Consider the following 12108-nt stretch of genomic DNA (forward strand, 5'->3'; position numbering starts at 1 on the left):
GGACTGGAAGGGTTGCCGTTCGAGGCAATCCGCCGCTGTCGCGTTCGGCTCAGTTCCTTGGTGAAGGCAAACGCATGAGTAGACGAACTCCATTCATAGCCAGTTTCCTATCCATCTCGTGTTTTTTGCTCACGACTGATCAAGTCGCCGCTCAAAACGGCGGCCAGCCGGTTCGCGTGCAGTTGCCTACGTTCCACGTATTTGGCATATCGACCACCGTGCTGGTGCCGGATCGCGGCAGCATGGTCCAGGGAGGGGTAAATCGTTCGAGCCGCGGCAGCCATCAGCTTGGGCGTGGCAATCGTGGGTACGGTAGTAGCACCTCTGCCGGCGGAGTTTCGGTGAGTGCGACGATCATCGATCATAGTGAGATCGACCGTGCTGTGCTGGCCGAAGCGGCACGTCGGCGGGGGGCCACGCATGATGTGCTGGGGCGTCTGGTTAGCCCGCAGCGTCCCGCTGTCGATTCTACAACGGCGAAACCGAGAATGCGGCAAGCGCATGCAGTGGCTAGGCCCAATTGGCGGGCGCTGTGGCGTGAGAAATAGCGTGGCACCCTGTGGCGTAAGCAGTAATCGCCTAGAATGATAGGCAGTTCGCCATGAATACGATCAGCGCCTAGCGCCCAACAACCAGCCCCTCCCCAATGCCTAACCATCTCGCTAACGAAACCTCACCCTACCTGCTTCAGCACCAGAACAATCCGGTGGATTGGTATCCGTGGGGCGAAGAGGCGCTTGCGAAATCTAAAAAGGAAGGCAAGCCGATCTTTCTTTCGATTGGTTATTCCGCGTGCCATTGGTGTCACGTCATGGAGCACGAGTCGTTCGAGAACGAGGAGATCGCAAAGATTGTCAACGAGAACTTTATTGCGATTAAGGTCGATCGGGAAGAACGCCCCGACATCGATCAAATCTACATGACCGCGGTGCAGCGCATGACCGGCCGTGGCGGTTGGCCGATGACGGTGTTCCTGACGCCCGATTTGAATCCGTACTACGCCGGCACCTACTTCCCGCCGACGCGTAAGGGGCAGATGCCCGGCTTTGATGAAGTACTCAATGCTGTGAACGACGCCTGGACGAATCGCCGCGATCAAGTGGAACAGCTCAGTGAGCAAATTACAGCCGACTTACAGCCCGAGGGAACGACCCCCGGCGAGCTCAGCAGAGAACTTGTGACCAATGCAGCCAGCAGTTTGAAACGCTCGCATGATTCCACCTGGGGCGGTTTTGGGCAAGCACCGAAGTTTCCGCACACGATGGATCTGCAACTGTTGCTGAGGCATTGGTTCCGCAGTGGTGATGAAGTGTCGTTGGGCGTCGTGCGCACCACGCTCGACCGCATGGCAGCAGGCGGAATCTACGATCACCTGGGCGGCGGCTTTGCTCGTTACTCGGTCGACGAGCGGTGGCTCGTACCGCACTTTGAGAAGATGCTTTACGACAACGCCCTGTTTACGCTAGCGTATCTCGAAGCGTATCTCGCTACCGACGACCAGAACTACTCGCGGGTTGTGCGCGAAACGCTCGACTATATCCTCCGCGATATGACCGACAAAGAAGGTGCTTTCTATAGTACTGAGGATGCGGACAGCGAAGGGGAAGAAGGCAAGTTCTACATTTGGACCGTCAGCGAATTGCAGGAAATCCTTGGAGCGGAGGCCGCCGAAACCTTTTCCCGCGTGTACGATGTGACCACCGAAGGGAACTTTGTAGATCCGCACCATCCCCCCAAGCCAGGCGCTGAGGCGACCAGCATTCTCAATCTGCCGAAGACGATTAGCCAAGCGGCCAAAGTACTGGGACGAGAGGAAAAGGACTTGCAAGCAGAACTGGCTGCCAGTCGCGCGAAGCTGTTTGCCGCGCGTGAGAAACGCGTGCATCCTGGCAAAGACGACAAAGTGATCGTCGCTTGGAATGGCTTGATGATCGATGCCATGGCCCGAGCCGGAGCGGTCCTAGATGAGCCACGCTACACGGACGCCGCTCGTCGTTCGGCTGACTTCTTGCTCGAGAATCTTCGTCGCGACGATGGCCGACTGCTGCACACATGGCGGCATGGCAAAGCAAAGCTGGATGCGTACTTGGACGATTACGCGGCACTAGCAAACTCACTGGTCACGCTTTTTGAAACTACGGCGGAATTCAAATACCTCGATTCGGCCATCGCGCTGACTGAGGTGATCGAGCAGCACTTTGCAGACGAGGGAAGTGGCGGCTACTTTTTCACTGCCGACGATCACGAGCAATTGATTACACGCAGCAAGGATTTTACTGACAACGCCACGCCCGGCGGCAATTCGCTAGCAGCGACTCTCTTGGTGCGGCTGGCAAAGCTCACCGGCAAGAGCGAGTATGCCAACTCAGCCGAGGCAACGCTCAAAGCGGCAGCGGGCATTATGCAAAGGCACCCTAGTGCAGCGGGGCAGATGCTCATCGCTTTGGACCTACAGCTTGGCCCCACGTTCGAGCTCGTCCTCTCTGGGAATCCGGCCGATGAAGCCACCCGCAAGGCGCTACAAGAAGTAAGAAGCCGCTTCCTGCCGCATATAGTCTTTGCGCTGGCCCGGGGTGCTGAAGTACCCCGACCCCAACACCTGGAGAGCCTACTCGCAGGCAAAGAGCCCGACCCGGGCCAATCGCCCATGCTTTACGTGTGCGAAGATTTCATGTGTCGCGCACCAGTCGAAGGCATTGAGGCGATTAAGGAAGCGCTCGATAAGCTGCAACCAAAGCAGCTGATGAAGCCGTGAGGTTAGGGGTGGTAGGGTATGTCGAGCGGAACCCTACCGCTTGCCACTGGTGTATGGTTCCTGTTGAGCTTCGCGCAACTCCGCGAGCAGGCGTTCCATGTGTTCGATTTGCTCGCCGCTGGTCGCAATGAGCTGTTCGAGCATTGCGATCTTCGAAGTGAGCAGGCCATTGGCGTCGCGGGCGAACTCGTGTAGCTCGACCTTTTGCCGTTCGACAGTTGCGGTGGCATCGCGGAACGAACCATCCCATGCGTTCACAGGGCGTGGCTGGCTTTCGATGGCCGCTCCGCGTCCACCGGTAAGTTGCGTCCTCCCGCGACCAATGCGCCGGTAAGTGTGGCGTACCAGGATGACGGTCACCAAGGCAATTCCGGCGAGAAACATCAGCGAAGCGCGCAGCTCCGGGCTTATGAAGTCCAGGAAAGCAAGTTGCAGGGAACTCATCATCATCAAACTAACGTTTGGATTGGTTGATGGACTTTGGGTTGGTTACATTGGCTTGAAATGCCTGTTGAACCGCAGCTAAAGCAGCTCCATATTTCTCCGCGGCCTTCGCTACTGAATCGTACTCGGGCGAACATCGCTCCGTGCCATCGGGTAGCTGGGCGACGATTCCCGCGATGGGCCCATATTCAGTATCGACCGAAACGGCCTTCCGCGGCAAGATTAGTCGCTGGAGAGTTGATCGCCGCAGCCCCAGGGTCGTAGTTTCGCGAAAAATCACCGTTGCCAAGGCGTCCACATCGTCAGGCCGGCACTGCACTGCCAGCAGTACACCTGGGCGAGATTTCTTCATTTGTAGCGGCGTTAGTGCAACATCCAGGGCACCTTCTTCCCACAATTGATCAACGCAATGGCCGAGAGCTTCGCCGGTCGCATCGTCAAGATTCGTTTCCAGAAGAGCAATGGAATCAGTCGCCGGAGAGCCGGACTGAGCGTCCGCAGCTACCGTTTCACCGACGAGAAGTCGCAACAAGTTCGGGTGGTCGAAGTCCTTCTGCCCAGCACCGTAACCAATGCGACTGATCGACATGGCGGGCAGCGGGCCGAACTCTTCGACCAAGGCGGCAATAATCGCTGCGCCGGTGGGTGTCGTCAATTCTCCATCAACGTCACTAGCCGCCAACGGGATGCCCTGCAGGAGCTCTGCGGTCGCCGGTGCGGGAATCGAACAGCGTCCGTGAGCGATCTCGACAAAGCCGCTTCCAGTGGGAACAGCTGCGCAAGCGATCTTGTCTACACCAAGTAAGTCCCATGCAATAGCGGAACCTACAATGTCTGCGATGGAATCGACGGCACCGACTTCGTGAAAATGGACCTTCTCGATGGTCGAGCCATGCACCTTTGCTTCGGCCTCAGCTAGCCGGTGAAAAATTTTAAGTGCCAGTTCGCGTTGACGTGCGGTGAGCGTGCTTCCCTCAATCATCGCCTCGATATGGTGCAAGTGGCGATGTGCGTGTTCGGGCTCATGCTCGACGGTCAGTTGCAGCGCGCGGAAGGCTTGTTTTTTAACTTCCTCTGTCTTGAGCGTGCAGCTTGGCAGCCCGAGGGAATCGACGCCCGCCTGTACGGCAGCTAGGTCAACGCCCGCATCAACCAGGGCACCGAGCATCATGTCGCCACTGATGCCACTGGCACAATCTAGGTAAGCAATCTTCATTTTAAACTCTCGAACCACAAAAGGCACGAAGAGCACAAAGTAAACTAGGCAATTGTTTCAAGCTTTACATCTCTCTCGGTCGTCGGCTGAAACTTAGTGCCCCTTGTGTTCTTCGTGGTTAATAAAAAATAAGCGACACTCATTTTAGGGTAGCGTCGCCAGCCTGGTAATAGCGCTCCTTAGATTGAACCGGTTGGCAGCTGCAGGCATCGGGCGCTATGATTTGGCTAAACAAATACTCCGGGTAATGCCGACATGAGTGACGAGAAAACGACCGTGGCCGAGCTTCGCAAGCTGGTTGGCGACTTTGTGGAAGAGCGCGACTGGCGGCAGTTTCATGCCCCCAAGAACCTTTCCATGGCGTTGGCCATCGAGGCTGCTGAGCTGATGGAGCACTTCCAGTGGATCGGCACCGAGGAGTCACGAGCCCTGCCCGACGATCCTCAAAAGCTGGCTGAAGTGGGTGAAGAATTGGCCGACGTGATCGCCTATTCACTGGCACTTGCGAACGAGTTGGGTTTGGATATCTCCGACACGATTCGAGCAAAAATGGCGAAGAACGTCGCCAAGTATCCGGCTAGCAAGTTCCGCAGCACGGCTCCCCCTTTCGACTATGGCCGACCGGATGCCAAGTAGTAACGTCCCGCCTCTACGACGACTCGCAATCGTCGGGGCCAGTGCCCGCGCTGCGGCGTACTCCGCAATTCGTGCTGGCTATGAGGTGGTGATTTGCGATCTATTCGCCGATGCGGACCTGCGAGTCCTCGGCGTTGAGGTTTCAGAAGCAGATGATTACCCCAACGATTTCTTGGGTTGGCTAGTTGAGCAATCCTGTGATGGCTGGCTCTACACCGGCGGATTGGAAAACTTTCCCGCGCTAGTCGATCGAATGGCGAGCTGTAAAAAGCTGTTAGGGAACACTGGCGATCAACTGAGCAAGGCGCGCTCACCAACAGCGCTCGCTAAGCTGTTTCCGAAAAACTTCCCGCCAACGCTAGCGACTTCGCGAGGCCTCCCAACCGACGGAAGCTGGCTCGCGAAGAGTTACTGCGGAGCCGGCGGATCAGGCGTGCGAGTACATACGGATAGTGGATCGACTCAGGCTCCCTTTTATCAGAAAAGAATCGACGGTAAGCAAAGTTCTGCAACCTTTGTTGCCAATGGCAAGCAAGCAACATTGCTGGGAGTCACTGAGCAACTCATCGGCGAGCCGTGGACCGGTGCCGACGAGTTCCAGTACTGTGGCTCCATCACGGGGCTTGAGCTTTCTAGTTCGACATTACAATTAGTCGAACGGATCGGCCAAACCCTCGCCATGGAATTCGGCTTGCAAGGCATTTTTGGTATCGACTTCATCCTGGAAGACGAGCAAATATGGCTATTGGAAGTGAACCCGCGTTGGCCTGCGTCACTGGAGTTGTTGGAACAGGCTGGTCAGTTTTCCGGAATTGCGTTGCATGTGGCAGCGTGTTGGGAGGAAGAGTTACCGGGTGAGAGCTTCCTATTCCCCTCGGAAGAGATACTCGGCAAGGCGATCCTGTTCACGCCGAGCGATATTTGCATTTCAAAGAAATTTACCTCCGATTGTCTTACCAATCGTGGCACGATCGAGGTGCCACAGATTGCTGACATTCCTAACTTCGGAACGATTATTCCTGCCGGCAGGCCGGTATGCACGGTGTTTGCCACGGGGGAGAATTGGGCAGAGGTCAGAGGCGACTTGCAGGGCAAGATCAAGCGACCTTTTGAGGGAATCTCCACGGCGAGCCAGCTCAACGGCTAGCGGTACTTTTCACATTCTCAATCACCTCTCGAACCTCACACATCTCCCATGCGTTTAGGAATTGTAAGCGACTCGCACGGCCATACGGAGCTGGTCATCCCTGCGGTGCGGATGCTGGAGTCCCTGGAAGTTGATCGTGTGTTGCACTGCGGCGATATCGGCTCGCCAGAGGTGGTACAGCTGTTCAAGCCGTGGCCGACCGATTTTGTGTTTGGCAATTGCGATGGCAATCAGGCGGAGCTTTCCAAGGCGATCACTGAGGCCGGGCTCACCTGTCATCAAGAGTTCGGCGAGCTAGAAATCGAAGGTTGTCGAATCGCCCTGCTGCATAGCCACGATCAACGGCGGTTTCGCGACGCCCTGGAGAGTGGCAGCTACGATTTGGTCTGCTACGGGCACACGCACATCGCATCGATTGATGAGCATTCTGGGCCCCATGGCACGACTCTGGCGCTGAACCCCGGGGCGCTCTATCGCGCCAATCCGCACTCGCTAGCTGTGGTTGAACTGCCAGAAATACGGGCAGAGCTGATTACGCTTTGAGCTTGGCCGCCGTCATAGTCTCCCAGGAAATTCTCTGAAGTGGCGAGAAGTAGTGCGCTGAATACCAGGACCTAAGTCTTGCCTGAGAAAGACTTTGCGGCCGAATCTATGGCCAGAGAAGTGCCTGAAGGTGCTTCTCCTAGGTGAACTCGTGTTGCGGGAATTCCCTCAGTTTTGTAGATCGGCATACAACTTGCGTGTTGTGGTAGCCGAAAACTGAAGCAGTGGGACTGATTTCTCGTGAAAACTTCACGCGGAATTCACAAGTTGTTAGCTGCTTCGACCTATCTTGGTGGGTGTTCCGTAGAACGAAAGCCCACCGAAATCACCGACAGGCGCCAGCAGGGCTCCGTCGGCCCGCCCCCTACAGGTGGAGGTCGCGCACCGCATTGAATTGCAGTACCGAGGCCTCGCCTTCTTGGAGAGAAATGATGTCAAAAGAGAAACAAGTAGAAAATGCCGAACTTCAGAGCAACAGCGATGCCTTGTTGGACGAGGCCGAGCTCTTGATTTGGGCCCTGCTGGATGATGAAATCGCCGATCAGGACGCCCAAAAGCTGGAGAAGCTGCTTACCGAGAACGACCAAGTGCGTCAGCGGTATATCGAGTGCACGCAAATGCACGTCGATCTCATGGACCACTTCGCCCCCCAGAAAGAAACAGCTGGTGAGGCCGATGGCGACGGGAGCGGCATCATCAGCAAGCTCATCGCCGAGCACCTGCCCGCACCCGGCATCAACCCGCCGGTGATGGACTAGCTCGAAAACGATCTAGTCATTGGGGCAGCAAACACAGCCGGCTAGTTCGCCGGCTGTGTTTTTCTCTGCGCTGTGGTAAGGTTTCCTACTTCGGGTGCCACTGCTGGCACCCAAGAGCGGTTTCACGGATCACATTGAAGAGGACACTCCCACGGGTAAAAAAAGTAAAAAGAAGAAGGCGGCCAAGGAAGAGAACAAGAACGAGCGGCCGATCACCAACAATCGCAAAGCCCGGCACAATTACGAAGTGCTCGATACCCTCGAGTGCGGGATACAGCTGGTCGGCAGCGAGGTAAAAAGCCTGCGCGCTGGGGAAGTTTCCATCGAAGAGGCTTACGCCCGCGTTATCCGGGGCGAAGTCTTCCTCATTCAGTGCGATATCTCTGAGTACAAGCACAGTAACGCGCTCAACCACCAACCGCGCCGCCAACGCAAGCTGCTCCTGCACCGCGGCGAAATCAGCAAGTTCGCCGGTAGTGCGTACGAGAAGAATCTCACGCTCGTCCCGCTAAAGCTCTACTTCAAACGGGGACGTGTAAAGGTGTTGCTGGGCATTTGCAAAGGTAAGAAGACCTACGACAAACGCGACTCGCTCAAGAAGAAGGACATGCAGCGAGATATTGATCGGGCGATGCGCGGACGGTAACAACGGGGCTTGCCATGCTGCGAATGCTAAGACACCCTCTAGCAGCGCTGATTCTGTTCTCGATGGCAGTAACCACATGCTTGATCGCTGCTGCTGTAGCTGGGCATCCGTTACGTGAGAGCTGGCATCGACTCGTAGGAATTGTATGGGGAGTCCTCGTGGTTCTGTGGATTCTCGCTGATTCCAAACTACGGAAGAGGACGCTCTTCTACGACTACGGTTTTCTAGCTCTCTTGCTGTTCCCCGTTTCGTTGTTGTGGTACTGCTTCTCTACACGCGGTTGGCGCGGCGGTTTCATGATTGGATTGGTACTGGCTCTCTGGGTTGCACCCTACCTGATTGCCGACCTCGTTTGGCAGTACCGTTGGCGGTGACGTCGGATTACGTTGGCACAGCTACACGGGCTAATGCCGAGGTGTAAGTCGCAAAAGAAGTCGCTCAACGGTAAGGAATCTCATCAAGGCTGAGTGGTGCCTGTCCTGGGCCGCACAATCGGAAAATGCTCACGCGTGATTCATCAATGCGGAAAACTGCGCGGTAGGTCCTTCCATAGCGAGTCTTGAACAAGAGCTGCCGAAGTTCGAATACAAAGTGTTTATTCTCGGGAGCGAGCCCGCAGCTGAGGGGGTTCGTTTTGAGGCGCTTTGTTGCGAGTTCGAAAGCTTGTCGCCAGCTCTCAGCACCCTCGGGTGAGCGCTTCCAGAGATAGCTGAACATAACCTCGAAGTCGCCCTGGGCTCGCGGCAACAATTCTATCGAGAAGGTCACTGATTCTGCTCAGAAATTCTTCGTGCGTCGAACTCTGCGAGAAACGTGTCCAAGGGGACGCCGCGCTCACCCTGCCCATAGTCCTCGGCAGAAGCCTGGATTCTTGCGAGATCGTCATCGCGGAATGCTTCTTGATGCCAGCGATCGAAAATCGCGTCGAGAGGGAGTTGCTCGCCTTCGCGTTCAACTAATTGCTTCGCGAAGCGGCTAAATTCGTCAAGCTGCTGCATGGTTGTCATGCCTAAAGTTTACCTCGTTTCTTGAGAGGAGTCAAAAACCGAGATGGTCCTTGTGACGAGCAAGCTCAACGAACAACCTTCGCTAAGCACTCTCGACCACCAGCGCCACCGCTTGTCCCATAGATTTATGATTCAACGCCATTACTGTGTTCTGGTTGCTTGCCTGCATCTCACTGACCACATTCACCGGGCAAGCGGGATCAGGCGATTCGTGGTTGAGCGTGGGGGGGATCTTCCCATGCCTGAGTGCGAGCAGGCTCACGGCAAGTTCCACTGCTCCGCTGCCTGCCCCCAGATGGCCGAAGTAGCTCTTTGGCGCAGTGACGGGCACATCGCCTAGCTTTGCGCAGATCGCTTCCGCTTCGATTCTGTCCGCATGGGGCGTACTCAGGCCGTGGGCGTTTACGTGGCCGATGTCGCCAGCAGTGAGATTGGCACTCTGGAGCGACGCATCAATCGATTGACATATGGATTGGCCGCTTGGCTTCTGCGATGCGGCGCTTGGCTCGCTACGTCGTGCGTAGCCGCGAATCGTCCCAATTATTGCCGCTCCCCGTGCTTCGGCATGTTGGCGACTTTCCAGTGTGTACATGGCGGCACCTTCGCCGTTCACGTAGCCGTCGCGGTTGGCATCGAAGGGTCGCATCGCCTCACTAGGTGATTGCACTCGCTTGGTGAGATCGACGTCGCCGTGCCACATCAGGTCCATAAGATTCAGTCGCGAACTATTGCCGCCTGCGACCATCAGGTCTGCATGTCCTCGCTCGATCACGTTGGTCGCTTCGATGAGCGCGCACAGTCCAGAGCCTTCACCCCCTACGATGGAATTGGTCGGTCCGCGTGCGTCGTGAAAAATTCCGATATGGCAGGGCGTCATGTTCGGTAGGAACTTTAGCAGCCACAGCGGGATGATCTCGGGCATACCCTCTTTGCCCCAGCGGGTAAAGTCGAAGCGACCTTGAGTATCGCACGCGTGGATGGCGGCAACCATCTCAAGCGTTTCGGGCGCAAACATGTTCGCGCCATTGATCACGCCAAAGCGTTCTGGATCGACATTGCCCTCTTCAAGCCCAGCATCCTGCCAGGCGAGTTCCGCGGCGGCGAAGCCGATCTGCGTTTCGCGGGACATAACTTTCAAGCTTTTCCGCGGCTTCACGAATTGCTTTGCTTCGAAATCCACGACCGAGCCGCAGATGGGCACCGGCAAACCTGCCTCGACTAGCTCCGGCACGGAGCGAACCCCGCTGGTGCGATTTTCGATGGAGTGCCACACCTGCTCGTTCCCGATTCCTATCGGGGAGACGATACCTACAGCGGTGATTACGACTTCGTTCACGGGGCGGTCTTGTTATTTGACAGACTCTCTTTGCTCAGCGGCCCAGCGGAAGTGGCAGGGCATGATCGGACGTACAAATCTGGGCAGCGATTGCCCAGAAATATGGCTATAAGTACCAGCCTAGCTGGTCAGTCTATCCACGCTAGGCGGGGCTCACAAGCTATTGATGTCATCCTGTCGCTGGTAAGTAGATTGTTGTGTTATTAAAATACATTCTGTAACATCAAAGACGGTTATCCGCCTTCAGAAGAGGCGATCGACTGAGAGGGCCGTCGACTGAGAGGGTTCACGACGAAGCTATCCACGGTAGTTGCCAATGCGTAATTACTGCTGGTAGCCTTAAAAAGCGTTATTCTAGGAACGTGCACTATTGTGATTGAGACTACGGCTACCAGCGAACGTAGCGCCAATACCCAGTTTTCGCTTTCGCAAGCGAGGAGCATCGTCGGCGAGTTCTTCAAGCCCAATCCGTGGATTTACTGGCCGGACTTTCTGATTAGTTGGGCCGTTGGTGTGGTGTGCTTTGGACTCGTTCTGCACCCTGAACATATCACCGACAACATTGCCTTGCACTGGCCGCTGTCGATTTTGTTTTTTGTGGTGTCTGGGCTGCTGTACTACCGGTGTGTGCTGTTCATCCATGAGCTGGTTCACATCCGCACTGGCGAGTTCACGGCTTTTCGCATTGTGTGGAATTTGCTGTGCGGAATTCCCTTCCTCGCGCCGACGTTTCTTTACTACACGCACCTCGATCATCATCGTCGCAAGCACTATGGCACGGCTGAAGACGGCGAGTATATCCCGCTTGCTCAACTGCCAGCGTGGCAGCTCCTTGCGTACCTAAGCCAAATTTTCGTAGTGCCGATTCTCGCCGTATTTCGATTTGGCATTCTCACGCCGCTTACATGGATTAGCAAGCCACTCCGAGAGTTAGTTCACCGGCATGCGTCGTCCATGATCATGGACCCCAAGTACATCCGCCCGTTGCCTACGAAAAAGGTCCGCCGCATCATGCGATTGCAGGAAGTTGGGTGCTTCCTGTTCATTTGGTTTGTGGGTATTCGCTTCTTTACGAGCTTTGGCGTTCTTGCCAGCGAGCCTCTGCCCAAGATGTTGCTCCTGCAAGTCTATCTTACCGCGGTTTTCATTCTCACGATCAACGCTTTGCGAACTTTGGGTTCGCACCGCTGGACGAACAAGGGCGAGGAAATGAACTTCGTTGATCAAATGCTCGATTCAGTGAATTACCCCAACAGCCCAATTCTTGGAGCATTGTGGGCCCCCGTGGGGCTTCGCTATCATGCACTTCATCACATCTTCCCCACGATGCCCTACCACGCACTGGCGACCGCTCACAAGCGTCTCGTGAAAGAGCTGCCTGAGGAGTCGCCTTATCGCCGCTGCGATGCCCATTCGCTGACTGGGGCCCTGTGGCTCCTGTGGAAAAGGGCCCGTAGCAGTGGGCGCGGCGTGCCGCCCACCGAAATTGCTGCCCCGGCCTGAGTTGGTTGCCACATCTTGTTGGACCACAGAGGACACGGAGGTTCACGGAGAAACAAACGATGCGTTTGACCAAATGCCGCTCCGACTCCTCCCCCAAAAGCCAAAGTACCCAGACCC

General features: G+C 56.0%; 14 protein-coding genes. 9 read left to right on the top strand and 5 right to left on the bottom strand.

The features are described from left to right. Nucleotides 1-74 precede the first annotated feature (74 nt). Both HG15A2_RS02565 and HG15A2_RS02570 read left to right on the top strand, forming a co-directional pair. The gene (locus HG15A2_RS02565; protein WP_145057537.1) at nt 75-548 is read left to right on the top strand and encodes a hypothetical protein; all 474 of its coding nucleotides are present in this window, start codon (nt 75-77) and stop codon (nt 546-548) included. A gap of 98 nt (nt 549-646) precedes the next feature. Beyond that, nucleotides 647-2755 carry a thioredoxin domain-containing protein gene (locus HG15A2_RS02570; protein WP_145057539.1) on the top strand — a complete coding sequence of 703 codons (2109 nt, stop codon included), beginning with the start codon at nt 647-649 and terminating at the stop codon, nt 2753-2755. Nucleotides 2756-2788: 33 nt separating this feature from the next. On the opposite strand, the gene HG15A2_RS02575 is transcribed toward HG15A2_RS02570, so the two are convergent. Together HG15A2_RS02575 and larC are read right to left on the bottom strand one after the other, a co-directional pair. Beyond that, nucleotides 2789-3205 carry a hypothetical protein gene (locus HG15A2_RS02575; protein WP_218932283.1) on the bottom strand — a complete coding sequence of 139 codons (417 nt, stop codon included), beginning with the start codon at nt 3203-3205 and terminating at the stop codon, nt 2789-2791. Nucleotides 3206-3209: 4 nt separating this feature from the next. Continuing rightward, nucleotides 3210-4415 (bottom strand): nickel pincer cofactor biosynthesis protein LarC, encoded by a 1206-nt coding sequence (larC, locus tag HG15A2_RS02580; RefSeq protein WP_145057543.1) that lies wholly within the window; start codon nt 4413-4415, stop codon nt 3210-3212. Nucleotides 4416-4670: 255 nt separating this feature from the next. On the opposite strand from larC, the gene HG15A2_RS02585 reads away from it, so the two are divergent. From HG15A2_RS02585 to HG15A2_RS02610, 6 genes are all read left to right on the top strand, one after another. Beyond that, entirely contained in the window at nt 4671-5051 is a 381-nt protein-coding gene (locus HG15A2_RS02585) for a nucleotide pyrophosphohydrolase (RefSeq protein WP_145057545.1), read from the top strand. After that, a complete protein-coding gene (locus tag HG15A2_RS02590; RefSeq protein ID WP_145057547.1) occupies nt 5029-6198 on the top strand; it encodes an ATP-grasp domain-containing protein in 1170 nt (389 codons plus the stop codon). The genes HG15A2_RS02585 and HG15A2_RS02590 overlap by 23 nt, the downstream gene beginning before the upstream one ends. A gap of 48 nt (nt 6199-6246) precedes the next feature. Beyond that, nucleotides 6247-6741, top strand: coding sequence for a YfcE family phosphodiesterase (locus HG15A2_RS02595; protein WP_145057550.1), 495 nt, complete (start codon nt 6247-6249; stop codon nt 6739-6741). Between the two features lie 431 nt (nt 6742-7172). Then, nucleotides 7173-7499 (top strand): hypothetical protein, encoded by a 327-nt coding sequence (locus HG15A2_RS02600; RefSeq protein ID WP_145057552.1) that lies wholly within the window; start codon nt 7173-7175, stop codon nt 7497-7499. A gap of 94 nt (nt 7500-7593) precedes the next feature. After that, the gene (smpB, locus tag HG15A2_RS02605; RefSeq protein ID WP_246117860.1) at nt 7594-8145 is read left to right on the top strand and encodes an SsrA-binding protein SmpB; all 552 of its coding nucleotides are present in this window, start codon (nt 7594-7596) and stop codon (nt 8143-8145) included. Nucleotides 8146-8207: 62 nt separating this feature from the next. Next, on the top strand, nt 8208-8519 hold the full coding sequence (locus tag HG15A2_RS02610) for a hypothetical protein (RefSeq protein WP_145057554.1): 312 nt from the start codon (nt 8208-8210) through the stop codon (nt 8517-8519). A 64-nt stretch (nt 8520-8583) separates the two neighbouring features. Here HG15A2_RS02610 and HG15A2_RS25015 read toward each other — a convergent pair whose 3' ends face one another. From HG15A2_RS25015 to HG15A2_RS02625, 3 genes are all read right to left on the bottom strand, one after another. Beyond that, nucleotides 8584-8913 carry a type II toxin-antitoxin system RelE/ParE family toxin gene (locus tag HG15A2_RS25015; RefSeq protein WP_145057556.1) on the bottom strand — a complete coding sequence of 110 codons (330 nt, stop codon included), beginning with the start codon at nt 8911-8913 and terminating at the stop codon, nt 8584-8586. Further along, on the bottom strand, nt 8910-9152 hold the full coding sequence (locus HG15A2_RS02620) for a hypothetical protein (protein ID WP_145057558.1): 243 nt from the start codon (nt 9150-9152) through the stop codon (nt 8910-8912). The genes HG15A2_RS25015 and HG15A2_RS02620 overlap by 4 nt, the downstream gene beginning before the upstream one ends. An 82-nt stretch (nt 9153-9234) precedes the next feature. Next, the gene (locus tag HG15A2_RS02625) at nt 9235-10488 is read right to left on the bottom strand and encodes a beta-ketoacyl-[acyl-carrier-protein] synthase family protein (protein ID WP_145057560.1); all 1254 of its coding nucleotides are present in this window, start codon (nt 10486-10488) and stop codon (nt 9235-9237) included. A gap of 372 nt (nt 10489-10860) precedes the next feature. Between HG15A2_RS02625 and HG15A2_RS02630 the strand changes: the two genes are divergently transcribed. After that, the gene (locus HG15A2_RS02630; protein WP_246117861.1) at nt 10861-11991 is read left to right on the top strand and encodes a fatty acid desaturase family protein; all 1131 of its coding nucleotides are present in this window, start codon (nt 10861-10863) and stop codon (nt 11989-11991) included. Nucleotides 11992-12108 lie beyond the last annotated feature (117 nt).

This window comes from Adhaeretor mobilis (genome assembly GCF_007741515.1).
In the GTDB taxonomy this organism is placed as follows: Bacteria; Planctomycetota; Planctomycetia; order Pirellulales; family Lacipirellulaceae; genus Adhaeretor; species Adhaeretor mobilis.

Bases quoted from the DNA above. Each gene is read 5' to 3' on its own strand.
- larC (WP_145057543.1), bottom strand. From the start codon at position 4,415: ATGAAGATTGCTTACCTAGATTGTGCCAGTGGCATCAGTGGCGACATG.
- HG15A2_RS02570 (WP_145057539.1), top strand. From the start codon at position 647: ATGCCTAACCATCTCGCTAACGAAACCTCACCCTACCTGCTTCAGCAC.
- HG15A2_RS02590 (WP_145057547.1), top strand. From the start codon at position 5,029: ATGGCCGACCGGATGCCAAGTAGTAACGTCCCGCCTCTACGACGACTC.
- HG15A2_RS02585 (WP_145057545.1), top strand. From the start codon at position 4,671: ATGAGTGACGAGAAAACGACCGTGGCCGAGCTTCGCAAGCTGGTTGGC.
- HG15A2_RS02620 (WP_145057558.1), bottom strand. From the start codon at position 9,152: ATGACAACCATGCAGCAGCTTGACGAATTTAGCCGCTTCGCGAAGCAA.
- HG15A2_RS02565 (WP_145057537.1), top strand. From the start codon at position 75: ATGAGTAGACGAACTCCATTCATAGCCAGTTTCCTATCCATCTCGTGT.
- HG15A2_RS02600 (WP_145057552.1), top strand. From the start codon at position 7,173: ATGTCAAAAGAGAAACAAGTAGAAAATGCCGAACTTCAGAGCAACAGC.
- HG15A2_RS02610 (WP_145057554.1), top strand. From the start codon at position 8,208: ATGGCAGTAACCACATGCTTGATCGCTGCTGCTGTAGCTGGGCATCCG.
- HG15A2_RS02595 (WP_145057550.1), top strand. From the start codon at position 6,247: ATGCGTTTAGGAATTGTAAGCGACTCGCACGGCCATACGGAGCTGGTC.
- HG15A2_RS02575 (WP_218932283.1), bottom strand. From the start codon at position 3,205: ATGATGATGAGTTCCCTGCAACTTGCTTTCCTGGACTTCATAAGCCCG.